Raw genomic sequence first — 23,943 nt, 5'->3', positions numbered from 1 at the left:
ACTCACTCCCGTGCGACTTGCAGATCGGCCGGCGGCAGGAAACCCGGATGGGCCACCCGATTGCGCTGTATCACCTCGCCAACCCGCGTGGCGTCGGCAAAGCGCTGGTAAGCCAGGACCAGCGCCGGCGTGCTGCTTTTCGGGCTGAGACTGACCAGGCGCACACCGGATGAAGCGACGGCATTCAGATGCCCCTGCACCTGCTGGCGCAGGCTGTTGAGCGCCTGGTAATGGTTGGCATCGGCCTTGAGCGAGGCCTGCCAGATCAGCTCGTTGAACTGCTCACGCAGGGCCAGCACATCGTCGGCCACCGGTACTTCCAGGCGCTTGACCGGCTGGCTGGCCTGTTGTGCCAGGGGCGGCGTGCTCTTGAGCTTCACCACCGGCGTGGCCACCGGCAATGCCGACACCAGCCGGGCGATCTGCACCAGCAGTGCATCCTGCACCAGGTTGGCCACCGCTTCGGCCGCTGCAGTGGTGTCCTTGCCGGTGGTCAGCTTGGGCGCGTCGATGCGCTTGGCCGCCTCCACTTGCTGGGAAATATCGGCGAGCATCTGCCGATAGCCGGTACGGGCAAAGTCCTTGAGCCCGCGTACATCTTCCAGCAACCCCTTGAACTCCGTGCTCAGCTCCTTGGGTATTTCCTTGACCGCCTTGACCAGGGTGTTGAGGTCGCCATAGAACTCGATCAGCGGTTTGAACTCGTGCTCGATCACCTGGTACACCTCCGCCAGGCCCTTGCGCAGCGAGTCCACGCCGAGTCGCGCCTGCTTGATCAGGTTGGTGGCGAACTCGAAACGCAGCACCGCCGAACCCAGCAGGGTATCGCTGGCCACCAGCACCTGCTGCTGGGTATTGACCACCGCCGAGGGAAAGCGCAGCGGCTGGTCCGGGTAGAACTTCAGGCTGAAGGTCACCAGGCCGCCGTCCTGGCGGTTCTGGGTCATTTCGCATTCGCCCACCTTGACCTGCATCCGCCCCAGCCAAGGGTGCACCAGCTCGCCGCTGCCCTGCTCCAGGGCCTTGAGCAACAGGTCGCGCTGCTCCAGGCAATCGGCGCCGACGATAAAGGCCGTCAGATCGTGGATCTTCGCCTGCTGGCCAAGGCCTTCGAAAAACGGCTGGTCGCGCTGGGGGTATTCGTGCAACTGGCCTTTCTGGCCCACCGGGGTCTTCGCCTGGTCGACCCAGAAGGCTACGCCGCGAAAGGACGCCGGCAATAAACGATCGCGCCAGGAATCAGGCATAGGAACCTCCTAGGGAAAGTGAGCGATAGCCGACGGTCGATTTCACATTGAGGCCCGGCTGATTGGTATTGGCCTGATCGACTCGCAAACCGGCTGGAGCATCGGTAAAGCTCACCGTGAGGCCGCCCTCAAGCTGAGTGCGGTTGTTAGCGGCAACCAGTTGCAACAACGAGCTGGAACTCTGCGGCAAGTTGGTCGAGGGCAGCGGAGACGGCGCGTCGGTCAGAATCGGCTTGTTGTACTCCTCGACACGCGTGGCCAGAGCCTTGACCTCACCAGTGACACTGCCGAGCAGATCGCCAAAGGTCACCCTGAGCCTTTCGCGAATGGGTGCAAGAACCTTCTCCAATCGCTCACGGAATGAGGCAAACCACTGGATCATCTCATCCAGGTCCTTCCTTATCCCCAGACCAGGAGACCAGCTGAACAGATTCTCCACCGATGTCCTTGCCGTTACCGACAGCGCCCAGATCAGATCCCAGATAGCCTTGAACAGCCCCACAACAGGCTGCCATTGGCTGGCAACCAGGCCGAGCGGGCTCCATTCAAAGAGCTCCCGCAGCCCGGAAAAGACCACCCTGGCCGTGTCCTTGATCGATTCCAGGTTACGGATCAACACCCCAAAACCACTCAAATTGAAGAACAGGTTCAAGGCTTGATAGACGCGCCCGGTACCGGCATTCAACTCTTGCCAAAGGGTCTGGAAGTAACTGCTCACAGGCCCCCAATTGGTCATCAGCAGGCCAATGGGAGTCCAGGCAAAAACCTCCTTGAAGAGATCGAACAGCGACATGACCGTGGGCGAAATTTTCCCCCATAGATCGATGAAAAACCGCGAGACCGGCTTCCAGTTGGCCACCACCACACCAGCCACCGCAGCGATCGCCAGCATCGCCAGGCCTATGGGTGAAGACAGCGCGGCAAATACCGTGGCCGCCGCTGTCGCTGCCGTAAAGGCCAGCGCCGCCGCTGCCAGGCCCTGCACCAGGCCTGGGTTTTCAGCCACGAACTGGCCGACTACCGTCAGCACGGGTAGTAGCCCCGTGACAATGCCATTGATGGCCGGCAGCAATGCCCCCCCTACATCGAGGGTGATTTTCTCTACCGCCCGATCAAACTGCTTCAGGTGTTGCGAAGTACTGCCCAGTTGATTGTGCGGACGGGCCACGCCCTTGGCCTTGGCAGCACTTGCCGCCTTAAGATCCTCCGCCTTGATCGCCGACTGAACGCTTGCCACAAAAGGAGCGATCAAACCGGTCCCGGAAAGCATTTGCGAAAAGTCGAGATCTCCAAGGCCGCTTTCTTCCATGCCTTTCCTGAACTGGCCCACCACCTTGCGGACGCCCGTGAGCTCCGGATCAAGGGATTTGCTCGGGCTATCAGCCACAGCGGGCTTGACCGTCTCAGTCTCGGCCTTGGCCTTGGCCTGCGGTACAGGCGCTGCCGGTTTGCTCTGTCTGACCTGCTTGGGCCGCCGGCCCTTGGTCTTGTTTCTTTTTCGATACGCCATCACTGCACCTGCTGCATCGCATTGATCCGTTGCGCGTGCTCCAGGGACTCCCGGAGCACATCCAGTGGCCTGGCCATCATCTGTTCGGGGTCAACCTTCCAGAACCAGGCCAAGTCATAGGCGACAGCGATCAGGTCGGCGATGGCTGCGATGCCGCACTCATGAAAAAACTCGCCACCGCCCAGCTCAGGGTGTTGAGGTCCACCAGGTCCAGCTGGTTCACCGAGGACGGTGGAATGCCGGCGCAGACCGCGATGTACTTGGCCGCGATATCCATATCGAGGCTGACCTCTTCGCTCTTGTCGATCTTGTAGGGCAGCGCCTTGATCGCCCGCACTTCCTGCACCGTCGGGCGGCGCAGGCTGAGTTCGGCCAGGGGCTCACCATGGGCCTCGATCGGCACCTGGAGCTTGATGATGCTGCTCATTGCCAGGTCCCCTTCTGCCCTTCGAACTTCAGCTCGATGCTGGCGTCATCGCCCTTGGCTACCGGCTCTTCCACCAGGTAGGCACCGGCCAGCACATAGACCTTGCCGTTGGCGAATTCGCAGGTGACGGTCATGTCGGAACCGGCAATCAGCTGCTTCAGCGGAAAGTCCGGGGTGTGCAGCGCGGTGACCTTGAACGACGGGGTGAGGTCGGTTTCCTTGTAGAAGCCCGGTACCACGGTTTCCCGCTTGACGGCCATCAGCGGTGCTTCGCAGCCGCCGTTGATGGTCAGTTGAGCGCCGTCCACTTTGACGTAGCAGGTGCCCGCAATCAGTTGACCCATGTTGTTTCTCCCAAAAAATAAGCCCGCTCAAGGCGGGCTGGAAAAGCGCAGTGAAGCAGAGCCGGCTCAGGCCGCGGCGTCGTACTGCAGACGGAATTGGTTGAGCAGGGCGAACACCCGCAGGCCGTTGATGTAGTCCGGCGGGAACAGCACGTTGACCCGGCTCGGGTCCTGCACGTCGCGCTCCACCACCAGGTGTTCGGCGAACAGTTCGGCGTTCTCCACGTGGCCTTCCAGCTCCAGCTTGGCGTACTGGGCGATCAGCTCGCCGCGGATGGTGCTCGGGGTGACGATCGGCTGGCCGGCACCGAAACGGGTGCCGTCGGCGGCCAGTTTGTGGCGCCCGTACTTGCTGGTGATCACGCTTTGCAGGCGGCGCACGATAAAGGCCGACTGGTGCATGGTTTCGCTGTCCAGGTAGGAGTTGTCGGCCTGGCCGTAGGCGTTCTTCTGGTAGGTGGTGATCGCCCGCTGGATGCGCATGTAACCGCCTTCGTAGTAGGCGGTGGCGATGCCGTAGTTCAGCAGCGACTGGCGCTCGGTCAGGGTGAAACGATCGCTGGCCGGGGCCGGGTCGATGCCTGGCAGGCTACCGCTCTGGGTCGGACGGCTGGCGTCGGCGGAAATGAATACCGAGGTGCGTGCGGCCAGGGCCGCAGCTTGCACCCAGACCGGTTGCGGCACACCGATTTCCAGGGCCTGGATGGTCATGTGCTGATCGTTACGCGCCTGGCCGGCCGCCACCAGGGTGCCGACGCTGCCACGCTTGGCGCTGTAGACATGGCCGAACAGCTGCTTGGCCCAGGACCAGCGGCCGCTGCTGTCGCCCATGACCGCTTGCCAGGCATTCAGGCTGGCGGTGTCGGTCCAGGGCATGCAGATGAACTCGAACGGCTCGTCGCCTAGGGCGGCCAGTGCCGCGACCTGATCCGGCACGCCAGTGCCGCCGGCCATCTTGCCCACCACCAGGGCCAGGCCCGCCGGGGTCTGCTCGCCGTTGCTCTTGCCCAGGCGATTGAGTTGCAGGCTGATGTCATTGGCGCTGTCGCCGGTCCATTTGGCGCTCAGGGTCAGGGTGCCCTCTACCGCGGCCGCCGTGACCGGCAGGTCCACCGCGGCATTGATCTTCAGCGCCAGGGCGCTGGCAGCCTGGGCCGCCGTGGCACCGCTGACGATGGAGGCCTGCACCCGCACACCGCCGACATACAGGTTGAGCAGGCCGCTTTCACTGGCAGTGCCGGTGATCTTCAGCTCGGCCTTGGCCACGCTGCCTTCGGTGCTGCGCAGCGGCAGGCACCAGATTTCCCCGACCGGGTCGGTCTTGCGCCAGGTTTCGTACATCGAGGCGAGCATCGAGCCTTGGCCGCCGATGCTCTTGGCCAAGGCCACGCTGGACACCAGCACCAGCTTGCCGAGGTCATCGCCGTTCTGGTTGTCGTTGACCTGGGCGACGATCAGCCGGCGCAGGGCCGACGAGGCGCTATTGGCCGCCGAGTTGTCCATCTCGGCGTAGAACAGCGGTACACGGATGTCCGCCGGGATATTGCTGAAACCGATCGCCATTATTTGGCTCCTTGAGATTTTGCCGCTTTCACGGCTTTGCTAGTGATATCGCCATCGGCCAGACGTCGACGCCACCAGGCGTTGTCCGGTACTTCACGACCTTCCATCGGCAGCAGATCGCCTGCCTCCGGGTCCGGTACGGCGCGGCCGGCGACCGGCAGCACGGTGATGCGTTTGCTCATTGCTTCAGCTCTCCTGAGAAAGTCAGTTCCAGGCGCCCGTCGGGGCCCGGTTTCTTCAAATTGGGGTCTGCCGGATCGATGGCATCGACCCGCACCGTGACCCCGGTCAAGGACGGCAAGCCGTCGAGTTCACGTTCATGCCAGGTTTCCGCCGGCTGGCTGGGCAGGTTGCGCCCCAGCTGGAACTCGGCGAAAAAGCGCAGGCGGTAGAGCAAGCGAGTGGCATTGAGAGACACCAACTCGCCGCCTTCGTATTCGATGGGGTTGTAGTCGGGCCCGGGTTTGAAACCGACCAGGGCGCGCCAGATTTCGGCGCGCAGGTCGTGCATGAGTTCCAGCGCTTTTGTAGCGTCCGTTGCGTCAAGCACCAGGAGTACTTCGCAACGCTCGCGAATAGCCTGGCCCTGGGCGTTCTGTGCCGCGCTGGCGCTGGCCAGATCATTGATCGGCGAGACCTGGGCCGCGGGAACGGCTTGGCTGGTATTACCGGCAAGGGTGTCGGGGTTGATGCCGGCAAGGATGCGTCCAGCCAGGCTGGGGCATTGGTTGTTCAGCTGGGTGAGTACAGCGCTGAATTTCATCGAAAGGCTCCAGGATTCTTATGCATGTTCGGGGCAACGCTGCAGCGGCTCAGTTCGGCCCGGCCGGCAACAGCGCCGTGCCTTTGCTCAACCCCGCCTGCACTGCCGCCCAAAACTCGGCGTTCTCATAGCCCATGGCCCAGACACTGGTGCCACCCAGGCCCAGCGTGCCGACCAGGGCGGTCTTGGTTTTCAGGCTGTTGGCGTCGTCGTACCAGAGCACCGGCTGGGCCCGCTGCGGTATCCATTGCACGCCATCGGCGAAATGCTTGACCGGCCCCCAGGTGGCATAAGGGGTGGCCGAAGCCGTATCCAGGTGAAGGGTGGCGCCATGCTCGGTGATGATTTCCTGGTAGGCCGACCAGTGCACCCGGTTGCCGATGCTGTAGTCCAGCCCATAGGCCGGCAGCCCGGACAGCACCTTGCGCGCCGGCACTCGCGATACCGCATAACGCAGCAGCGCCTGCTGCCAGTCGGCGCCGGACTCGGGGCCGGGCCAGACTTCATGGTGGAAGCCGCCGCTGCTCCAGCCCGGCCCGACCTGGTCGTAGGTCATGACCTGGAAGTAATCGACCACCGCCCCCAGGGTCCGGTAGTCATAGCCTTGCAGGTACTCGGGCTGGTGGTCGTCGAGCTTGGGAGGGATGCTGATGATCAGCTTCTTGCCACTGCCATGCAGGGCGCTGGCCAGGGCTTTGACATAGGCGGAGAAAGCTTCGGCATTGCGCGGTTCGACCTGCTCGAAATCCAGGTTGATGCCGGCAAAGCCTGCGTCCCGGGTCAGCTTGAGCAGTTGCTTGATGCTGCTGGCGCTCAGGACCGGGTCGTTGACTATGGAATGGGAAATCGCCGGGTCGAATGCGGCGATGTCCTGGTTGTAGTCGGAAACGGTGGGGTACAGCGGCAAGGCCTTGGCCTTGGCGAAGCGGATGATATTGGCCGTGGTGTCGTTCATGCCGTCCTGGTGCAACTGGCCGGTGACCGTCAGCCCGTAGGTGCTGCCCAGGCCCACGGCGGACAGGTTGCGATGGAAGGCTTGCAGATTGCTGTAGGAGGCTTCGACCTGGCCATCGGTGTAGGCCAGGACAAAGGGCGCGGCGTTGGCTGCGCTGGCCAGCAGCAAGGTGTAGGTGCCGATCAGGCACTGGAAAAAACCTCGCACGCCTCTGCTCGAGGCCGCTTGGGCACTGCCTGAGTTCATGAGTACTCCTGCGGGTGAACCGCATGCTTGGAAAAGGTGAGTTGTCGGCCAGCCCTGCGAGCGCAGGGCGGAAAAGTGGATGGCGACTTACAGCTGCACCACTCGCAGTGGTCTGCTGGCGGGCTTGCTCTTGGCCTTGGCGCGGGCCTTGCCTTTCTGCCCGGCGTTGCACTCGACCCGAGTGGTCCAGCCGGAGGCGTTGAACAGCTGCTCGACCGAGTCCACCAGGTACTGGCCATCGAGCCCCTGCTTGAAACCCTGGGCGTTGATCATGCGTTCAGCGAACAGGTCGATGCGCCCCGGCATCTCCAGGTGCAGGCCGGCGGTGCTGCGGTTGAAGCTGGCCAGGCGCGCCTTGGCCGCCTGCTCGGCAGCGGCCTGGTTGGGGTAGAGATGGCGATCGGTATGCACCGCGGGCACTTCGGCCGGGGCCGCATCGTTACCCAGTTCGATAACCCTGAGCTTGCCGCTCTTGGGGTCCTGGTGGCGGGTCTGCACCGCCTTGTGGGTACTGTTGTCACTCAGGCGGAACTGATAGCGAGTGACGTCCCGCCGGGTCAGGGTTATCGCCCCCAGGGCCCGGCCGCTGGCGCTCTGGCCGCCCTGGCGCGGCAGCACCAGCAGCTTGCCTGCGGCGACCTTGGCGGTGCAGTCGTACTGTCGGGCCAGGCGGGTGATGAAGTTGAAGTCGGATTCATTCAGCTGGTCCACCCTAGGCACCTTGGTGCTGACCGGGCATACGGCTATCCAGCCGTTACGGGCCGCCAGGTCACGGACGATCGATTGCAACGCGACTTGCTCCCAGCTGCCGCTGCGGGTGGTCTTGCCGCTGCCGCGCATATCGCTGGCCTTGCCGCGGATCTCGATGCTGTCCGGCGGCCCGCTGACCACCACCTCGTCCACCGTGTAGCGCCCCAAGCGGGTCAGGGGCTGGCCGGCATAACCGAGGAAGACTTCGATCTGCGCGCCACGCTTGGGCAGGTTCACGGCTGAGTCGCGATCATCGATGCGCAGCTCGAAATCGTCCGACTCCATGCCGGGCTTGTCCGTGGTCCGCAGCGACAGCAACCGGTCGTTGATCAGCGCGGTGATATCCCGACCGTCGGCGACGATTCGAAAGGCTGGGGTCATGTTGCATGCTCCGGAAAAAAGCCACCCCGGGCGTGCCAGGGTCTTGGGGTTGAGCGGCCGATCAGTCCCATAGCTGAACCATGGCGGCCGTTCGCAGCGGCAGTTGCGGCAGCACGATCAATACGCCGGCACGAAACGGCTGAGGCTCATCGGCCAGGCCCTGATTGGCATCCAACACCGCCTCGAGACTGCCGTTCAGGTGCCCGTAGTACTGCTGGCACAGGGTGTCGAGCAGGTCTCCGTCAGAGGTTCTGCAGGTCGTCGCCATAGCTCACAAACTCCAGTGAAAAACCTTGTTTGCGGGGAATGCCGCCCGCCAGTAAATAACCCTGGTCCTCGTCGATGCTGGTCAGGCACCAGGTTCCCAGCACTTCGCCATAACCCGTGGTCAGGCTCAGTGGCTGCAGTTGCCGGCCAATGCTGCGCAAGGTCTGCAACTGGCCCAGGCCGCCCTTGAACCCCGGAAATACCGCGCCCTTGAGGGTGATCCGCTCATCGCCCAGGCCCACCGCCTGCTGAGCGCTGCTGCGGCTCAGGCGCTCCTGGCCGGCCCAGCGAAACCCGGTTTGACGGCGCAGTTCATTGAAGGCCGCAGTGTCGAGGTTGAAGTAGAAGGGCTGTGAAACGGCGCCCAGTGGTTGCAGGATCAGCAGGTGGGGAAAAGGCTTCACCGCCTCGGCCGCCGGTGTCTGCGGATCGGCCAGGACCTCGCTGGCAAAGATGTTGCCCAGCGCGGGGCTGATCTGCCCGCCGACGCGGTTGATCACCGCGCCAACCTTGGCCACCTGTTCCTGCACCGCCTCGAGACGTTGCCGGACCTCCCCCGCCACGCTCACCGCCTGGCTGTATTTGGCGGCCACTTCACCGACCAAAGATTGCGCGGCGCTGATGCCGCGCAGGGTCCGTTGCAGCTTGGCGCCGATCACCGGCCCGACAATGGGCAGGTTCTCCAGCTCCAGGGCGGCGCCACGGATATCGCTGACGGCGCCGTTCATCGGGCCCAGCATCTCGTCCGCGCTGCGCCGCCCAGCCTCTGCGGCAGCCACCAGGGCACCAAGCCCTGATTGCAGTTGCTCCATATAGGCCATGCCAGCTCCTTAAATGTGTGCGGCGTCGAACAACTGACGACCGGCCGCCTGACGGCTGTATTCGTCGAACTGAAAACGCAGGTAGGGTTCCAGCTCCCGGGCCAGCTGGGCGGGGTCTTTGACATCGCCCTGGACCGAGATCGACAAGTAAGGCGCGAAGCTGAACTGCTGCTCGATCGCCGGCGCTGCTTCCTTGATGGCTGGCGGCGCACTGATGCCGGCCGGTGTCGATGCAGACGCCAATGGGCTCGCCATCGAACGCACCACCTGCCCCATCAGCGGTGAGGGCTGGCCTGGCTGGAAGGACTTGGCGATATCGCCCATGACGGGCGGGATGTTCTTTCCAGCGTCACGCATCATCAGCGGGCCGGCGTCGGGCATTCGCTTGAGGGAATCGTCGGAGCCGAAGAGCTTTTTACCCAAGGCGCCCCCCGCAGCCGAACCGCCCCAGGCGCCCAGGGCGCCGCCCACCAGCCCACCAATCACAGTACCGATGACCGGCACCACCGAACCAATGGCGGCCCCTGCCGCAGCACCCGCCGCGGCACCAGCAAGATTGCCGGCCGCCTCGCCATAACCCTCGGCTTTTTCATCCTGGGTCTGGGCATTCAGATAGGTGTCCGCAACCTGGATACCAGCACCGAGCAGCGAAAGGATCGCACCGCCTTTGAACAGGGATGCGGCCCCCTTGGCCAGGGAACCTGTGCCTTTTGCCAAAGTGCCGATGGCACCAGAGGCTTTCGCCCCGCTGGCCACTTTCTCCAAGCCACTGGGCGTCAAAGGGTTCTTGAACCCCTGGCGACCTGGGCCCTTCGAACGAGAGTCGCGCCTCGGTGCCTGGCGCTTGCCACGCCCCTTGCGAGATTTTTTCTCCGGGCCGCAATCGAGCCAAGCGTCACAGCAATCGATGACGCTCGCCTTGCGACCAGGCGCGCGCTTTGCCGCCTTGGATTTACCCAGACAGCAGTCGACCACGGGCTTACATCCGTCGAGACCTCCAGCCTTGCGGCCAGACACGCGCTTTGCCACCTTGGGGTCGGTGTTCAACCCACCGCGCAAGACATCCAGCAGGCCCTTGCCGACGCTGTAGACCGCCATCAGCTTTTTCACCGCGACAAAAGCCGCGCCCAGGGCCGTCCCCCCTAGCACCAGCGACGGGGTCGTCTCCGCCAGCTGGGTCAGCTTGCCAACCACCCAAGTGATGCTCTTGGCCGCCAGATCCGTAGCCGGTTGCAAGGCCGCTCCCACAGCCTGCATGCCACCATCGATCGCCTGCTCGGTTTCCTTCCACAGCTGCGCGGAGGCTTGTCGACGTTCGGCCAGGTTTTTGTCGAGAACAGCCGAAGCGCTCAACGAGTCCTTCTTCACTTGCTCGTACTGCTGCCGACCCTGGGTCTGGGCCATCAAGGCGGCCTTGATCTGCATATTGGTGAACAGGTCGCCGGTACGCAGGGACTCTTCCAGCGCCTCGAGCATGGCCTTGGCCTTGGCCGGGTCCGTTTCCTGGCTGATCTGCGCCTGGGCCTCGGCCATCTTCGCCGCCTTGTCCGGGTCGATGGCCCTGACGTACTGCATGGCCAGGGCAAAGCTCGCTTCCAGGCTCGACATGCCCTTCTGGATACCGGTGTTCAGCGAAGCCTGGTAATCGATGCCGGCATCCTTGTAGGCGTTGACCGCATCGCTGGAGCCGATTTTTTCTATCCAGTTCTGCAATTGGCCTGCGGCCGCCTCAGGACTTGCCGCGGTGTTCATCTGCACTTGCAGCATCGAGCCCAGCTGGCTCACCGCATCCATACCGGTAAGCCCCGTACCTTTGGCGCTCTCAAGCAAGGCCGGAAGCAAGCGCGCCATATCGGCGGCCTCGAAGTTGCCCGCCAGCCCCTGCAAGGCGATGGCCTCCAGGGCCTGCTCCATGACCTTGGGATCGCTGATTCCGGCGTGCAGCTCCAGGGCTCGCATCAGTTGCGCGGTGTCTTCGCCAGCCGCGCCCTGCCCCACCGCAAACTTGGCGCCCAGCGCCGCGTAGCCTCGGGCCTTGTCCAGCGACATGCCGCTGGTGGTCATCTGGCTCACCAGGGCCGCCACATCGTTACGGGCCATTCCCGTGTCTCGGGAGGTCTGGATGACGGTGCGGCTCAGTTGCGCTTCCTGAGGCTGGTTGGCCACATTGGCCTTGATCGCCATATCGCGGATCAGCGCTTGATAGTCGGCGTTGACCTTGACCGGGACGCTGAGTTTTTCCGCACCGAATTTGGCCCAGCTGTAAGCCGCCTTGAAGTCGGCCTTGCCCTGGGCAATCTGCTGATGCCCCCGGGCCTGCAGCGCCGAGCCTCGAGCCACATTGCCCAGGGCCTGATATTCCTGACGCAGCTTATGCACCAGGACACCCTGCTGGCGCAGTCCGTCGCGACTGTCCTGCAAGCGGCGCAACAATCCGGCGGCGGAAGACGCTCCGGTGTCGTGGGCCTTTTTCCATTGATCCTGCAGGCGCAGGGTCTGGCCTATGGTCTTTTCCAGCACCCTGGCCTGGTTGCCCTGCTCCTGCAGTTTCTTGATCCGGTCTTCTACCGTATTGAAGGCGGCGTCCGCCGTCGAACGGATGGCGGTGCCTATCACCGCCAGCTCTGATAAGAGTTTGCTCGCCATGTAACGTCCCTACTCCCGTGGTGACGGGCTCAATCCGTGAGCCACCAGACCATGTCGCAATAGCGCATGGTCATGATTTCCTCTGCGGAAAAATGCAGCTCGCTGGCGAGCCGCTTTGCCGCCACCTTGATCAGCGCCGGGTCAAAGTTCGTCGTCTTGCACCAGGCGAAAATAACCGGCCTGCAGGCGCTGGTAGTCCTTGAGCGCCATGCCTTCCAGGTCCTTGGCGCCGATTTGCGCCAGGCTGGCGAACAGCATCAGTTCACGCTGTTCATCATCGCCAACGGCCCCAGCATTGGCCGCACGCACATCGCGTACGGTGGGAGCACGCAAGGTGACCTTGTCGCAGAGCACGCCGTTCATTTCCACAGGCTTGCTGAGGCTGATCACCACGTTTTCCGCGCTCAGGGTCATCCAGGCCGGGGTCTTGCTGATTGCTTGAGACATGCGATTGGTTTCCTTACAGGCCCAGGGCCGAACGTTGCGCGGCGAGCTGGTCGACGCCATTGATCACACGCTTCATGCCCAGGGCATCGATCTCGTAGATCAGCCGACCCTCGACTTCCAGCTTGTAGTAGGTCAGGGACACGTTGTGCTTGATCTCAGCCTTGTCGCCGGCCTTCCAATCGCCCATGTCCACTTCCTTGAGCAGGCCACGCAGGGTGACGATCACCGGGGTGACCTTGCCCTTGAGGCCCTTGAAGGCGCCACGGAACACACCGCTGAAACCGCTGCCGTCAGCCAGGCCGAACATCTTCAGCGACTCGCGACGCACGCCGGTGGTGGTGAAGCCGGCTTCCTGTTTTTCCATGCCCATGTCCAGCTCCACCGGCAGATCCATGCCGCCGACACGGTGCTCCTCGGTCTTGAGGGTCAACTTGGGCAGGGTCAGGCTCGGCACGTCGCCTTGAAAGCTGATGCCATCGACGAACAGGTTCATGTTCGCCAGGGTTTCGGGAATCATTGCCATTGCTGCTGCTCCTTAAGCGGTTGGTTCGAGGACTTCGGTCAGCCACTGGTTGGTGACCTCGACGCGGAAGTTGGGGTTTTCGGCCGGTGGCACGTCGGTGAAGCGGATGTTCCAGTACACCTTGCCCTGCTCCAGCTGGCTGGCGGTGTTGAGCTCGGTGTCGGCGTAGACCTCGAAGTTGATGATCGCGCCCTGGTTCTTCAGGTCGCGCATAAACGCCTGCAGGCCTTCGGTGACGTCCTTGACGTAGGTCGCGGTGATCGAGCGGTCCACCGCCCATTTGTGGCCGTAGAGGATGGCGTCCATGACGATATCCAGGGTCCGCACCCGGGTGACAAAGGCCCACTTCGGATCGCTGGACAACGTGCGGTTGCCCCACAGGCGGAAGCCCGCATCGCGAATCACGGTGGTGATGTTGGCGTTGTTCAGCAGGTTGGCGCGGCAGCTTTCATCGCCGTCCAGGAACTCGATGGGACGGCTGGTGCCGCTGATGCCGACGAACTCCTTGTTCGAGGGTGAGGCCCAGAAGCCGTATTCGTTGTCGGTCCAGGCGAACAGGCCGGCCACCCAGGCCGAGGCCGGGGCATCGACGGTGGCGTTGGCGCTGTTGTCCCAGTACTTGATGCCCGGGTCGACCATATAGGCGCGCTTGGCGCCGAAATTCTTGGCGTAGGCCATGGCCGCTTCGTCGGTGCTGTTGGGACCATCGAGAATCGCCAGGCCGCGCAGCTTGTCGGCCAGGGCCACCAGCGCGGTGCCCACCGCCTGGGTCGAGCTGTGCTTGGGGGTGACCAGCAGGCGTGGCTGGGCGTTGAACCGGCTCTTGCCGTCCAGCAGCGCCTGCAGGCCGGTGCGCTTGCCGTTGGCCAGCACGCCGCCGATGATCGCCGAAGTCTGCTCGGCCGCATCGGCCACCTTGGCCACGCCGCAAGCGACGATCACCGCCTTGGCCCGCTGGTAGATGGCCTGGCAAGCCTTGGTGATGGCCGCATCCGCGCCCCAGGCAGCGATGGCCTCGCGCTCGTTGCTGATCAGCAGCAGATCATTGGCCTTGGCAGTGGCGCCAGGGCCTTCGGTGAAGGTGTCCACCAGGCCGATGATCGAGGAAGTGGGCAGCGAGATGGTGCGTGCACCGGTGTCCACGTTAGTGACGGTAACGCCGTGGAAAAAGCTCATAGAGTCTCCAGAAATGTCAAGGCCCCGCATGTACGAGGCCGTGGGTGGTACAGGTGCCGAAGCGCTGGAATGAAAACGCCCCGACAGTGCGGGGCGTTTATAGGGTCAGGCTGGGCAGCCACGCGGGCACCGGCGGCCGGTGTTCGCTGAGCGGGAATTCGCCAGACTCGGGCCAGCCACGCAGCGCCCGGCGGTAGGCTTGGAGCTCGGTGTATTGCTCGGCTTTCAAAGTGGTAGCAGCGCCGTCTTCCAGCTCGTCGCGGTGTCGCATTACTACCGCGTCGGTTGCAGCAAGACGTGTATCCCGCCATGCCCGTTCAGCTCCCAGCAGCTCCTCGCGAGGCGGGGGAGGAAGATCGACAAGCGCAGGCCTCCCGGCCTTATCTGCAACGATACGTTTACCCATTGCCTGGCCAGCAAGCAGCGCCCTGTGTTCGTCGGCGGACAACTCGCAGAGACCTTGAGTAACCACGTCTCCATGATATCCCGCGGTTAAAAAACCCAGCGTCTGAGCATCGAAAAAATAGATTTCCATGTTAGCGCCCCCACACTCGAATTCGCCCCGATATCCCTGCCTTTGCCACAGGCCCTGCTGTACCTACGATCTGGCGTGATCTAGCAACAACGACAGAGGTCGTACTGTTTGCAAAATCAAACCCCCATATCGAGACTCCGCCCGGCAGCCAGTTTCCCGGCGCGTACTCGTCAGCAACACCGCCTAAAATTTCGTTGGGAAACTTGATTGGTAGCGTTAGAGACATCGTTCCATTGTTGTCGCTAGTACCAGTAACCCACTGCTCGATAAACCCGTTCGGCAGCTTTGTATGACCTGAGGTGTTTAACGACGCTGCAAATGCAGATGAGGAACCGAGTTGAACCCCCCCCCATCCATACCATTGACCGACCCCGACGCAGCCGATTGTCACTGTATCGCCCGACCCCAGAACGAATGTCCGTGGTGTTGAATTTCCAACCCCGTAGAGCGCCTGCCCAGGCGCGGCCTGAACAGTAACTACGCCATTGCCGGCGTTGTTGATTTGATATGTCGCGCCGATGTTCTGAGCGGTGACAGCTGGCAGCGTAAGGGTGACCGTACTGCTCGCATTGATAAGTAAACCGGCCTGGGCGAGCGTTAGCGTCTGGCTAGTGGACGCCCCGAATTGCCCGGCAAAATTTCCGAGCGCCCGCTGCACATATTCGGTCGTAGCCAGGGCTTTGCTTGTATCGAACTGAGCCGCAGTTGGAGCGCTCGGCACCCCGGTAAACGCTGGAGAGTTGATCGGCGCCAGTCCTTGGGTCACGCTCTTGAACGCCAGCGGCGTGGTGCCCAGCACAATCGGCCCATCAGTCGACAGCAGCCATAGGGAGTCAGCACTGGTTGCGCCCTGTTCGACAGCCACCAGCAGGCCGGGGGTGACTTTTGCGCTGCTGTCTGCATCGGCGGCTCGCTTCCAGATGTCGGCCGTAAGGTAGATCCCGTTGTCCTTGGCCTGGGCTTGGTCCTTCACCAACACCCGCGAGCCCAGCGGCACCGGGACCCCGTCAATGGTCGGGGCCCCGGCCAGCTGAATCGGCCCCGTGGTCGCCACCAACACCGACGCCTTGGCGTCCTGGCGACTGACCGCATCGGCAATCGAATCATCGACATATTGCCGGGTAGCGAGCACCACGGCCGGATCGATTTTCAGCACCACGCTGGCCGCGCTGGAGACGATGAAGTTCATACGCACGACTTGCGTGCGACCAGAGCCTTGGGACATCAGCGGCTTGTAACTCGGGGCGCAGTTCGCCACCGCGACCAGAGCGCCGTCGGCGTCATACAAACCAATTTCACGAATCCACCAGCCACCCTCGTCGGCCGGGATAATCTGCTCGGCCACCAGGATGTTGGGATTCGCCGGGTCGACCGACAGCTTGTTCAGCGGCCGGCGCCGGCGCTCGTTGATCAGCCGGGTCTGCGCCCGGTCAGGGATAGGGTCAGTACCGTTGGCATCACCCACCCCCATTTCCGTGAGTTTCCAGGGAATGCCCAGGGCATCGGCGTTGGCTTGCTTGGCTTCGCCGGCCGCCGTAAGAATTGCGAAGAACTGACTGTTCGGGTCGATCATGGGTAGCTGTCCAATATGTCGATAGTGTGTTCACGCCCAGGGGCACCGATTTGGCAGATAAGGGCAATGGTTTCAGGGGATGGCGGATAAACGTCGACGCTGTCGGTTGAGTCCTCGCGGCCGGTGTTGCCGAGGACGCCGGTCGCGACAATGTCGCGTAGCACTGGCGGGTACACGTCGATTTCATCCCCGCCGTACACCGCAACGCCAATATTCAAGGCGCCTTGAGTTTCCAGGCTGATCGCCAAACCGGTCAGCTGCCGGGTGACCGGCTTGGCGTCATCGATCAGGCGTTCCAGCTCTTGATACATCTCCTCGGTGATTCCGGTATCGAGGACGCCTACCTTCAAGGCAAAGGTTCCGGGTACGCCCTGGGGCACCGTGTTGAACCACTCGATGATCTCGATCAGATAGCCCAGCGGCTCCACTACCCGGCACAGTGCGCCGATGGTGCCCTTGCGTGCATGGATAAAGAATGAAGCCTTGATGGCGCTGCGCTTGACCGTCTCAGACCAGCCTGGGTCCCAGCGATCCACCGACCAGGCCCAGGCCAGCTGCGAGAGCAGATGCGCTGGGCACGTGTCGGGGTTGTAGAGCGTGCGCAGGATGCTGGCCGTGTCCTTGGTATTGATCGCTTCCAGGCCGCGCTCCAGGGGCGTGCTGTTGATTGGCAATAGGCTGCTCATATCAGCCACCCAGCTTGATGCTGTAGCCGGTGCAGTACGCCGCCTGGGCTGGCGTTGGCGCCAGGTCCTGCCACCCTGGCAACTCCACCCGGGCCACCCCGGCGACGTGCAGCTGGGCATCGATGGCCGAACGGGCCACCTCCACCCCCAGGCGCTTGCGCGGGTTCATCCAGGCCTTGAACCTGCGCTCAGCCTCGACCAAGGCAGCATCGCTTTCCGGGCCCGGGCCCTTCATGTGCAGCACCGCATCGACGCGGTAGCGCAGCACCTGGGCACTCTGCACCGTGACCCGATCCGCCACCGGCCGCACATCGTCGTCGTTGAGAGCCTTGGCAACCGCCGCCAGCAACTCAGGACCTGCGGTCCCGTCACCCTCCAGCCCTAGAACCGAAACCGTCACGCAGGCCGGCGCCGGGCTTTCTGCCGAGGCATCCGCCACCAGCGCCGAGGCGTTACGAGCATGCAGGATGTAGCTGTTGCGCGGGCCCGCCGTGGTCAGCCCTTCATAGGCCAACTGGATGCGCTCGCGCAGGGCATCGTCCGATTCCTTGACTTCATCCACTGGCGGCACCGCCAGAGGATCGCCCGGCTGGATCACCAGCCGCTGCAGCTTGACGTTGGCCGCCAGGTGATCCAGGTCCGTGCCCTTGGCATGGGCCAGCAGCAAGGCCTTGGCCGCATCGTTGATCCGGGCGCGCATTTGCAGATCGCCATAAGCCGACAGTTCCAGCAGCTTGACCACCGGATCACTCTCCAGGGCCGCGGTCCAGCCTTCGCCCATATGCCGGCGGAAAGTCGCCAGCTTGCCCTGATACAGCTCTTCGAAATCGAGGGTTTCCAGCGCCTGTGGTGCCGGCAGTGCCGACAAGTCCAGCATGCTCATGCCACCACCTCCAAAACCGCGTTATTGCCCAGGTACTGGCCGCTCAGTTGAAAGCTAATCTGCCCCTCCACCACCGCCACCACCTGCACGCGCTCCAGCTTCAGCCGCGGTTCCCAGCGCAACAGCGCCCGGGCCACTTCGGCCTGCACCGCGCTTTTCCAACCGCCGGTGACCGGCAGGTCGACATAACGGCGCAGGTTGCTGCCGTACTCCGGGCGCATGCGCCGACTGCCGAGGGGCGTGGTCAGGATGTCTTCGATGGACTGCCGGACATGCTCGATGCCGGACAGCGCCAGGCCGGTACGGCGATCCATTCCGATCATGGCGTTACTCCTGGGGTTGCAGATCCGGGTGCTGGCGCAGGTAATCCAGTGCGGCGCTGTCGGCAGCGTCGGCGGATACCTGCCCTTGCTCGACCGACAACTGCCTGCCATCCGGCAGGATCAGCATGCGGCTGGTGTAGAGGTTGTCGCGGAACACCGCGAGGCTGACACTGGCTCGCTTGCTAGTGGTTTTCTTGCTGCTGCTCATGATGACTCCATGCAGAAAAAAGCCCGCTGGGGCGGGCTGTGGTCAGTGCTTGTGGTTGGGCGTATTGCCGCCGGTATCGATGATCTTGCCGCCGCCATTGATATCCCCGGCCACCTTCAAGGCTCCGTTGACTTGCACATCGCCATTCAGGGTGATCGGCCCGCTCAGGCTGATGCTGGCGGCCTTGGCGCTGATGGCACTGTCGGTGATCAGCGCCGAGCTGGCGCCCACCTGAATGCTAACGGTGCCGTGGGGCAGGCTGATGCTGTAGCTGCTGGCCTGCCAGTCATAGACCAGCGAGCCGCCGTCTTCGAAACGCCAGACTTCGACATGCTCGCGGTTGTCCGGCTGGGGGCCGGCATTGCCATACAGGCCGGGGACAAAGGTGCCCTGTGCCGGCTCGCCGCTAGGGCTGATCAGGACACCCTGCTCGCCCAGGCTTGGCGCTCGCCAATGGCGGGCCTTGCCGGCGGCCTGGCTGTGCCAGCGGACCCAGGCACTGGTCCAGCCGGCGCCATCGGAAACCCGCACCATGCCGGCCAAGAGATCCACAGCGACCACGCTGCAGGGGATGATCAAGCCGGCGATCAGCCGGTCGTGAGTCGCGGCGACAAAGCTCATTCCATCTGCTCCGGCGACTGGTATCTATCCCGGTTGCCCAGGCCTGTGTCAGGGCTGAACCCCAGCGCCAAGCTTCCCGGTGGTTGATTGGGCCAGGGCCACTGCTCCTGCCCCAGATAAATGACCTGCTGCCATTGCACCAACCAGAGGTTTTTCAGTGCCGACGCCTCAGGCGCAGGAGCAGGTTTGGCCTGCATGGCCGTTACCCCATCGACGAAGTCGAGATCCCAGTATTGGCCGCGCAACAGGTCCATCAATTGGGCCGCCAGAATGGCCGCCTGCAAGGGCGCCCGGGCCAGGTTGGGGTCAACCAGCAGGCGAGCCTCGAAGCTGGCCTTGAGGCCACTGCGACCGTCGCCGGGGTCGGCACTGTGGTCCATAGCGCTGATGGAGAAATAGACGGCTGGCACCACTGAGCCATCCGGCGTGCCGGGAGCCGCCTCGACCTTTAGCAACTGTGGCATCGCGGCCTTGATCGTCGACGCCATGGCGTCATGCAACTGGATAAGTTCGTTCATTGTCTGGCTCCAGAATCAGGTCGAAGGCAGGCGTCACCCGGCAATCAGGGCTGACTCGAGTTGGAATCCCGCGAAGGCGGCTCACAGACCCCGATGCGCTTGGCCGCCCAGCGCTCGTACAGGCCGATGGCGACGTCGGCGCCGGCCATGGCGGTCAGGCAGCCGAAGGCGCAGGCGGTCCAGATCGACACACCGGCGGCATACAGCAGCATGATTGCCGAGACGCCACAGACCACACAGGCTCCGGAGCGCAGGGCCAGGCGCCGCAACAGCGACCAGCCGCGGGCGCCCTCCTTGTCGGCGCGCCACATTTCACCGGAAACGCCACCGACCAGCGCCAGGACGATGACCATCCAGATCGGCATGTCCAGCAAGGCTTGCTGCTCGTTTGTCATTCAGGTCTCCCGTGCAGTTTGAAGGCCAGCGAAATGGCCAGTTGGTAAAAACGGTAATGAGTGTTTCAAGGGGTCCCTGTCTATGGGTGGCCCACGTTAGGCAGGCATTCCAAAAAGCCCGGTCGCCCGGGCTTTTCAGCAATACAAACCTTGGTCTTTCGGCACTACTGGCGCGGTACGGACCCATTCAAATTGTTCCTCCGACCGCGACCCTGTCCGCCGGATAACTGCTTCTGGTGCTTTACGCTGCACACCCGGGTCAGTTGCCAACCCTCTGAACCGTCGAGGCCGGTTCATCGCTGCCTTTGCTTTGCCACTAAAGAGCGTCGTTGCAGCCGTTGTTGACGGCTTGAGGTGGATATTATGCATTCGTGCATATGCAGTCAATGCGAAAATGCATTTATTTATGCATTTGTCTTGCGCCCATGCATGGGGACCGCATGGATATTGGGGACAGGGTTTTTTCGCGGGCAAAAAAAAGCCCGCTCAATGGCGGGCTTTACTGGGGGGTGACGGCTTAGCGGGCGTACATGCCCCACCAGAAAACGTGGCCGAGGATGCTGATCTGCTCTTCCTGGATTTCCTGGAAGCTGTAGTCCTCATCCGGGTGCTCGTCGCGGTTGAAGCTGCGCAGGCGAATGCCGGTGGGCAGGCGATACAGTTGCTTCACCCGTAACTGGCCGTTGTGATTGATGGCATACAGGTCGCCATCGACGATATCGCCAATGGCGCTCTTGCCGGCGTTGACGCCGACCGTGGCGCCGTCCCGCAGTACCGGCAACATGCTGTTGCCACGTACCGTGACGCACTTGGCCTGGTCGAACTGCACACCGTTGTGGCGCAGGCTGCGCTTGCCGAACCGCAGGCTGGCGCGCTCGCTTTCCTCGATGACGAATCTTCCTGATCCAGCAGCCAATTCAACCTCGCGAAGAAATGGAACCGACACCTCGTCATCCTCGACCGGGGTGTCGTCGTCCCAAAGGCTTATATCCTTGAGTTCCGAATGAATCTCGTCGCGGGCGGCTGCGGCCCGGGCAGGCGCGATATCCACACGCCCACGCAATTGGTCGGTGCTCACCTGGAAGTAGTCGGCGATCCGCGAGATGTGTTTATCCGAGGGATCGACGATCTTCCCGCTGAGAATCCGCGAGAGGGTAGATTGAGGCACACCAGTACGACGATGCAGCTCCGTAGGGGAGATACCATCGCGGTCCAGCAGCTCTCTTAGGACGGTAGAAACATTGCGTATTTGCATAGAACGCATATTGCTCGAACTTTTTAACAATGACAAATGCTGTTTTGCATATGCACGGCATTTCCCGGACAAAATCGGTAGCGCCTTGTTGCCTGTAAGGCTTCGGCACCCGTGGTAACCTTGCCGCCATCTGCAAAAAGCCGAGCCCAGCGCTCCTTTGCGTCACCCATTCAACGAATCCACTTGAATACCAATGAGTAAAAATACCTCCGATCTGTCCTCCCACACGCCGATGATGCAGCAGTACTGGCGCCTCAAGAACCAGCACCCTGATCAGTTGATGTTCTACCGCATGGGCGACTTCTACGAGATCTTCTATGAGGATGCGAAGAAGGCCGCCAAGCTACTGGACATCACCCTCACGGCACGCGGACAGTCGGCAGGCCAGGCGATTCCCATGTGCGGTATCCCCTATCACTCGCTTGAGGGCTACCTGGCCAAGCTGGTGAAGCTCGGCGAGTCGGTGGTGATCTGCGAGCAGGTGGGCGACCCCGCCACCAGCAAAGGCCCGGTGGAGCGCCAGGTGGTGCGTATCATCACCCCGGGCACCATCAGCGACGAAGCCCTGCTGGATGAGCGCCGTGACAACCTGATCGCTGCCGTGCTGGGTGATGAGCGCCTGTTCGGTCTGGCGGTGCTGGACATCACCAGCGGCAATTTCAGCGTCCTGGAAATCAAGGGCTGGGAAAACCTGCTGGCCGAGCTTGAGCGGATCAATCCGGTGGAGCTGCTGATTCCCGATGACTGGCCCCAGGGCCTGCCGGCGGAAAAACGCCGTGGCGTCCGCCGCCGCGCGCCCTGGGATTTCGATCGGGATTCGGCGCACAAAAGCCTGTGCCAACAGTTTTCCACCCAGGATCTCAAGGGCTTCGGCTGCGAAACCTTGACCCTGGCCCTTGGCGCCGCCGGTTGCCTGCTCGGCTACGCCAAGGAAACCCAGCGCACCGCCCTGCCTCACCTGCGCAGCCTGCGCCATGAGCGGCTGGACGACACCGTGGTGCTGGACGGCGCCAGCCGGCGCAACCTGGAACTGGACACCAACCTGGCCGGCGGGCGCGACAACACCCTGCAGTCGGTGGTCGACCGTTGCCAGACCGCCATGGGCAGCCGGTTGCTGACCCGTTGGCTGAACCGCCCGTTGCGCGACCTCAAGGTTCTGCAGGCGCGCCAGTCTTCGATTACCTGCCTGTTGGATGGCTATCGCTTCGAGCGCTTGCAGCCGCAACTGAAGGAAATCGGCGATATCGAGCGGATCCTGGCGCGGATCGGCTTGCGTAATGCCCGTCCTCGGGACCTGGCCCGCCTGCGTGATGCCCTGGCCGCCCTGCCCGAATTGCAGGAAGCGATGACCGAGCTGGACTCGGCGCATCTCCAGCAACTGGCCGTCACCACCAGCACCTACCCCGAGCTCGCCGCCCTGCTGGCCAAGGCGATCATCGATAACCCGCCGGCGGTGATCCGCGACGGTGGTGTGCTCAAGACCGGCTACGACGCTGAGCTGGACGAACTGCAATCCCTGAGCGAAAACGCCGGGCAGTTCCTGATCGACCTCGAGGCTCGGGAAAAGGCCCGTACCGGCCTGGCCAACCTCAAGGTCGGCTACAACCGCATTCATGGCTATTTCATCGAACTGCCAAGCAAACAAGCTGAGCAGGCACCGGCAGACTACATTCGTCGCCAGACCCTCAAGGGCGCCGAGCGCTTCATCACTCCGGAACTCAAGGAGTTCGAAGACAAGGCGCTGTCGGCCAAGAGCCGCGCCCTGGCACGGGAGAAAATGCTCTATGACGCCCTGCTGGAAACCTTGATCAGCCACCTGCCGCCCTTGCAGGACACCGCCGCCGCCCTGGCCGAGCTGGATGTACTGAGCAACCTGGCCGAGCGTGCGCTGAATCTGGACCTGAACTGCCCACGCTTCGTCAGCGAACCTTGCATGCGCATCACCCAGGGCCGCCACCCGGTGGTGGAGCAGGTGCTGACCACGCCTTTCGTGGCCAACGACCTGAGCCTGGATGACAACACGCGGATGCTGGTGATCACCGGCCCGAACATGGGCGGTAAATCCACCTATATGCGGCAAACCGCACTGATCGTGCTGCTGGCGCATATTGGCAGCTTTGTTCCGGCGGCCAGCTGTGAACTGTCCCTGGTGGACCGGATCTTCACCCGGATCGGCTCCAGCGACGACCTGGCTGGCGGACGCTCGACCTTTATGGTGGAAATGAGTGAAACCGCCAACATTCTGCACAACGCCACGGACCGCAGCCTGGTGCTGATGGACGAAGTGGGGCGTGGCACCAGTACTTTCGACGGACTTTCCCTGGCCTGGGCTGCGGCAGAACGTCTCGCCCATCTGCGGGCCTATACCCTGTTCGCGACCCACTATTTCGAGCTGACCGTACTGCCGGAAAACCAGCCGCTGGTGGCCAACGTGCATCTCAATGCCACTGAGCACAACGAACGCATCGTCTTTCTGCACCATGTGCTGCCCGGACCTGCCAGCCAGAGCTATGGCCTCGCTGTGGCCCAGCTGGCGGGGGTTCCAGGGGATGTGATCACCCGCGCCCGGGAACATTTGAGCCGACTGGAAACCAGCAGCCTGCCCCATGAAGCACCGCGTGCGGTGGCGGGCAAGGCCCAGGCTCCGTTGCAAAGCGATATGTTCGCCAGCCTGCCACACCCGGTACTCGACGACCTGGCCAAGCTGGATCTGGACGACATGACCCCACGTCGAGCATTGGAAATGCTCTATACATTGAAGACACGCATCTAACGCGAACGCCTTCAAGCTGTTAGAATCTCGCGCGGTTTGGGATGCTGCGGACTATTAGCCTGGTCCGCAGACTATCGCTCTCAAACCTGGCGTCCCCGTCATCTAGG

At 62.9% G+C, this 23,943-nt stretch carries 26 protein-coding genes; 1 reads left to right on the top strand and 25 read right to left on the bottom strand.

Going from position 1 to position 23,943, the window contains the following annotated elements; all coding sequences use genetic code 11:
• Nucleotides 1-2: 2 nt before the first annotated feature.
• The 25 genes from J4P02_RS19435 to J4P02_RS19315 all read right to left on the bottom strand — a co-directional run bounded on the left by J4P02_RS19435 (nt 3) and on the right by J4P02_RS19315 (nt 21,072).
• Nucleotides 3-1,247, bottom strand: coding sequence for a DNA circularization protein (locus J4P02_RS19435; protein ID WP_426193189.1), 1,245 nt, complete (start codon nt 1,245-1,247; stop codon nt 3-5).
• Nucleotides 1,240-2,757 carry a hypothetical protein gene (locus J4P02_RS19430; protein WP_426193187.1) on the bottom strand — a complete coding sequence of 506 codons (1,518 nt, stop codon included), beginning with the start codon at nt 2,755-2,757 and terminating at the stop codon, nt 1,240-1,242. Before J4P02_RS19430 ends, J4P02_RS19435 begins: the two co-directional genes overlap by 8 nt.
• Nucleotides 2,758-2,887: 130 nt before the next feature.
• A complete protein-coding gene (locus J4P02_RS19425) occupies nt 2,888-3,184 on the bottom strand; it encodes a phage tail assembly protein (protein ID WP_426193185.1) in 297 nt (98 codons plus the stop codon).
• On the bottom strand, nt 3,181-3,528 hold the full coding sequence (locus tag J4P02_RS19420; protein ID WP_426193183.1) for a phage tail tube protein: 348 nt from the start codon (nt 3,526-3,528) through the stop codon (nt 3,181-3,183). Before J4P02_RS19420 ends, J4P02_RS19425 begins: the two co-directional genes overlap by 4 nt.
• 66 nt (nt 3,529-3,594) lie before the next feature.
• Nucleotides 3,595-5,091 (bottom strand): phage tail sheath subtilisin-like domain-containing protein, encoded by a 1,497-nt coding sequence (locus J4P02_RS19415; protein WP_426193181.1) that lies wholly within the window; start codon nt 5,089-5,091, stop codon nt 3,595-3,597.
• Nucleotides 5,091-5,273: a DUF2635 domain-containing protein gene (locus tag J4P02_RS19410; protein ID WP_110724295.1), complete on the bottom strand. Its 183-nt coding sequence runs from the start codon at nt 5,271-5,273 to the stop codon at nt 5,091-5,093. The genes J4P02_RS19415 and J4P02_RS19410 overlap by 1 nt, the downstream gene beginning before the upstream one ends.
• Nucleotides 5,270-5,854 carry a phage tail terminator protein gene (locus tag J4P02_RS19405; protein WP_426193179.1) on the bottom strand — a complete coding sequence of 195 codons (585 nt, stop codon included), beginning with the start codon at nt 5,852-5,854 and terminating at the stop codon, nt 5,270-5,272. Before J4P02_RS19405 ends, J4P02_RS19410 begins: the two co-directional genes overlap by 4 nt.
• A gap of 49 nt (nt 5,855-5,903) precedes the next feature.
• Complete coding sequence (locus J4P02_RS19400; protein WP_426193177.1) at nt 5,904-7,055, bottom strand: glycosyl hydrolase family 18 protein; 1,152 nt, start codon at nt 7,053-7,055, stop codon at nt 5,904-5,906.
• Between the two features lie 87 nt (nt 7,056-7,142).
• Nucleotides 7,143-8,186, bottom strand: coding sequence for a phage late control D family protein (locus J4P02_RS19395; protein WP_426193175.1), 1,044 nt, complete (start codon nt 8,184-8,186; stop codon nt 7,143-7,145).
• Nucleotides 8,187-8,247: 61 nt separating this feature from the next.
• Nucleotides 8,248-8,454, bottom strand: a complete 207-nt coding sequence (locus J4P02_RS19390) for a tail protein X (protein WP_426193173.1) — start codon at nt 8,452-8,454, stop codon at nt 8,248-8,250.
• The gene (locus J4P02_RS19385) at nt 8,429-9,274 is read right to left on the bottom strand and encodes a phage tail protein (RefSeq protein WP_426193171.1); all 846 of its coding nucleotides are present in this window, start codon (nt 9,272-9,274) and stop codon (nt 8,429-8,431) included. Before J4P02_RS19385 ends, J4P02_RS19390 begins: the two co-directional genes overlap by 26 nt.
• Nucleotides 9,275-9,283: 9 nt before the next feature.
• On the bottom strand, nt 9,284-11,920 hold the full coding sequence (locus J4P02_RS19380) for a phage tail tape measure protein (RefSeq protein ID WP_426193169.1): 2,637 nt from the start codon (nt 11,918-11,920) through the stop codon (nt 9,284-9,286).
• A 141-nt stretch (nt 11,921-12,061) separates the two neighbouring features.
• A complete protein-coding gene (locus J4P02_RS19375; RefSeq protein ID WP_426193167.1) occupies nt 12,062-12,367 on the bottom strand; it encodes a phage tail assembly protein in 306 nt (101 codons plus the stop codon).
• Nucleotides 12,368-12,380: 13 nt separating this feature from the next.
• The gene (locus J4P02_RS19370) at nt 12,381-12,890 is read right to left on the bottom strand and encodes a phage major tail tube protein (RefSeq protein WP_426193165.1); all 510 of its coding nucleotides are present in this window, start codon (nt 12,888-12,890) and stop codon (nt 12,381-12,383) included.
• A gap of 12 nt (nt 12,891-12,902) precedes the next feature.
• Entirely contained in the window at nt 12,903-14,066 is a 1,164-nt protein-coding gene (locus tag J4P02_RS19365) for a phage tail sheath subtilisin-like domain-containing protein (protein WP_426193163.1), read from the bottom strand.
• A gap of 97 nt (nt 14,067-14,163) precedes the next feature.
• Nucleotides 14,164-14,601 (bottom strand): phage tail assembly chaperone, encoded by a 438-nt coding sequence (locus tag J4P02_RS19360; RefSeq protein ID WP_426193161.1) that lies wholly within the window; start codon nt 14,599-14,601, stop codon nt 14,164-14,166.
• Nucleotide 14,602: 1 nt separating this feature from the next.
• On the bottom strand, nt 14,603-16,174 hold the full coding sequence (locus J4P02_RS19355) for a phage tail protein (protein ID WP_426193159.1): 1,572 nt from the start codon (nt 16,172-16,174) through the stop codon (nt 14,603-14,605).
• The gene (locus J4P02_RS19350; protein WP_426193157.1) at nt 16,171-16,860 is read right to left on the bottom strand and encodes a phage tail protein I; all 690 of its coding nucleotides are present in this window, start codon (nt 16,858-16,860) and stop codon (nt 16,171-16,173) included. The genes J4P02_RS19355 and J4P02_RS19350 overlap by 4 nt, the downstream gene beginning before the upstream one ends.
• A gap of 1 nt (nt 16,861) precedes the next feature.
• Complete coding sequence (locus tag J4P02_RS19345) at nt 16,862-17,743, bottom strand: baseplate assembly protein (RefSeq protein WP_426193155.1); 882 nt, start codon at nt 17,741-17,743, stop codon at nt 16,862-16,864.
• Nucleotides 17,740-18,066, bottom strand: coding sequence for a GPW/gp25 family protein (locus J4P02_RS19340; RefSeq protein WP_426193153.1), 327 nt, complete (start codon nt 18,064-18,066; stop codon nt 17,740-17,742). Before J4P02_RS19340 ends, J4P02_RS19345 begins: the two co-directional genes overlap by 4 nt.
• A gap of 4 nt (nt 18,067-18,070) precedes the next feature.
• Complete coding sequence (locus J4P02_RS19335; protein WP_426193151.1) at nt 18,071-18,274, bottom strand: hypothetical protein; 204 nt, start codon at nt 18,272-18,274, stop codon at nt 18,071-18,073.
• A 42-nt stretch (nt 18,275-18,316) separates the two neighbouring features.
• Nucleotides 18,317-18,895, bottom strand: a complete 579-nt coding sequence (locus J4P02_RS19330; RefSeq protein WP_426193149.1) for a phage baseplate assembly protein V — start codon at nt 18,893-18,895, stop codon at nt 18,317-18,319.
• Nucleotides 18,892-19,413 (bottom strand): hypothetical protein, encoded by a 522-nt coding sequence (locus J4P02_RS19325; protein ID WP_426193147.1) that lies wholly within the window; start codon nt 19,411-19,413, stop codon nt 18,892-18,894. The genes J4P02_RS19330 and J4P02_RS19325 overlap by 4 nt, the downstream gene beginning before the upstream one ends.
• 44 nt (nt 19,414-19,457) lie before the next feature.
• A complete protein-coding gene (locus J4P02_RS19320; RefSeq protein WP_426193145.1) occupies nt 19,458-19,808 on the bottom strand; it encodes a phage holin family protein in 351 nt (116 codons plus the stop codon).
• 517 nt (nt 19,809-20,325) lie between these two features.
• Nucleotides 20,326-21,072, bottom strand: coding sequence for a LexA family transcriptional regulator (locus tag J4P02_RS19315; protein ID WP_426193143.1), 747 nt, complete (start codon nt 21,070-21,072; stop codon nt 20,326-20,328).
• 184 nt (nt 21,073-21,256) lie between these two features.
• Between J4P02_RS19315 and mutS the strand changes: the two genes are divergently transcribed.
• Nucleotides 21,257-23,836 (top strand): DNA mismatch repair protein MutS, encoded by a 2,580-nt coding sequence (mutS, locus tag J4P02_RS19310; RefSeq protein WP_426193141.1) that lies wholly within the window; start codon nt 21,257-21,259, stop codon nt 23,834-23,836.
• Nucleotides 23,837-23,943 lie beyond the last annotated feature (107 nt).

Origin of the sequence: Pseudomonas sp. NFXW11, from assembly GCF_049887815.1 — a bacterium.
GTDB lineage: Bacteria > Pseudomonadota > Gammaproteobacteria > Pseudomonadales > Pseudomonadaceae > Aquipseudomonas.
The sequence above is the reverse complement of the archived record's forward strand: the minus strand, read 5'-3'. Positions and strand labels throughout refer to the sequence as shown.

Bases quoted from the DNA above. Each gene is read 5' to 3' on its own strand.
- J4P02_RS19340 (WP_426193153.1), bottom strand. From the start codon at position 18,066: ATGATCGGAATGGATCGCCGTACCGGCCTGGCGCTGTCCGGCATCGAG.
- J4P02_RS19335 (WP_426193151.1), bottom strand. From the start codon at position 18,274: ATGAGCAGCAGCAAGAAAACCACTAGCAAGCGAGCCAGTGTCAGCCTC.
- J4P02_RS19395 (WP_426193175.1), bottom strand. From the start codon at position 8,186: ATGACCCCAGCCTTTCGAATCGTCGCCGACGGTCGGGATATCACCGCG.
- J4P02_RS19320 (WP_426193145.1), bottom strand. From the start codon at position 19,808: ATGACAAACGAGCAGCAAGCCTTGCTGGACATGCCGATCTGGATGGTC.
- J4P02_RS19430 (WP_426193187.1), bottom strand. From the start codon at position 2,757: ATGGCGTATCGAAAAAGAAACAAGACCAAGGGCCGGCGGCCCAAGCAG.
- J4P02_RS19425 (WP_426193185.1), bottom strand. From the start codon at position 3,184: ATGAGCAGCATCATCAAGCTCCAGGTGCCGATCGAGGCCCATGGTGAG.
- J4P02_RS19350 (WP_426193157.1), bottom strand. From the start codon at position 16,860: ATGAGCAGCCTATTGCCAATCAACAGCACGCCCCTGGAGCGCGGCCTG.
- J4P02_RS19375 (WP_426193167.1), bottom strand. From the start codon at position 12,367: ATGTCTCAAGCAATCAGCAAGACCCCGGCCTGGATGACCCTGAGCGCG.
- J4P02_RS19325 (WP_426193147.1), bottom strand. From the start codon at position 19,413: ATGAACGAACTTATCCAGTTGCATGACGCCATGGCGTCGACGATCAAG.
- J4P02_RS19400 (WP_426193177.1), bottom strand. From the start codon at position 7,055: ATGAACTCAGGCAGTGCCCAAGCGGCCTCGAGCAGAGGCGTGCGAGGT.
- J4P02_RS19405 (WP_426193179.1), bottom strand. From the start codon at position 5,854: ATGAAATTCAGCGCTGTACTCACCCAGCTGAACAACCAATGCCCCAGC.
- J4P02_RS19355 (WP_426193159.1), bottom strand. From the start codon at position 16,174: ATGATCGACCCGAACAGTCAGTTCTTCGCAATTCTTACGGCGGCCGGC.
- J4P02_RS19435 (WP_426193189.1), bottom strand. From the start codon at position 1,247: ATGCCTGATTCCTGGCGCGATCGTTTATTGCCGGCGTCCTTTCGCGGC.
- J4P02_RS19330 (WP_426193149.1), bottom strand. From the start codon at position 18,895: ATGAGCTTTGTCGCCGCGACTCACGACCGGCTGATCGCCGGCTTGATC.
- J4P02_RS19385 (WP_426193171.1), bottom strand. From the start codon at position 9,274: ATGGCCTATATGGAGCAACTGCAATCAGGGCTTGGTGCCCTGGTGGCT.
- mutS (WP_426193141.1), top strand. From the start codon at position 21,257: ATGAGTAAAAATACCTCCGATCTGTCCTCCCACACGCCGATGATGCAG.
- J4P02_RS19315 (WP_426193143.1), bottom strand. From the start codon at position 21,072: ATGCGTTCTATGCAAATACGCAATGTTTCTACCGTCCTAAGAGAGCTG.
- J4P02_RS19410 (WP_110724295.1), bottom strand. From the start codon at position 5,273: ATGAGCAAACGCATCACCGTGCTGCCGGTCGCCGGCCGCGCCGTACCG.
- J4P02_RS19370 (WP_426193165.1), bottom strand. From the start codon at position 12,890: ATGGCAATGATTCCCGAAACCCTGGCGAACATGAACCTGTTCGTCGAT.
- J4P02_RS19380 (WP_426193169.1), bottom strand. From the start codon at position 11,920: ATGGCGAGCAAACTCTTATCAGAGCTGGCGGTGATAGGCACCGCCATC.
- J4P02_RS19360 (WP_426193161.1), bottom strand. From the start codon at position 14,601: ATGGAAATCTATTTTTTCGATGCTCAGACGCTGGGTTTTTTAACCGCG.
- J4P02_RS19415 (WP_426193181.1), bottom strand. From the start codon at position 5,091: ATGGCGATCGGTTTCAGCAATATCCCGGCGGACATCCGTGTACCGCTG.
- J4P02_RS19420 (WP_426193183.1), bottom strand. From the start codon at position 3,528: ATGGGTCAACTGATTGCGGGCACCTGCTACGTCAAAGTGGACGGCGCT.
- J4P02_RS19345 (WP_426193155.1), bottom strand. From the start codon at position 17,743: ATGAGCATGCTGGACTTGTCGGCACTGCCGGCACCACAGGCGCTGGAA.
- J4P02_RS19390 (WP_426193173.1), bottom strand. From the start codon at position 8,454: ATGGCGACGACCTGCAGAACCTCTGACGGAGACCTGCTCGACACCCTG.
- J4P02_RS19365 (WP_426193163.1), bottom strand. From the start codon at position 14,066: ATGAGCTTTTTCCACGGCGTTACCGTCACTAACGTGGACACCGGTGCA.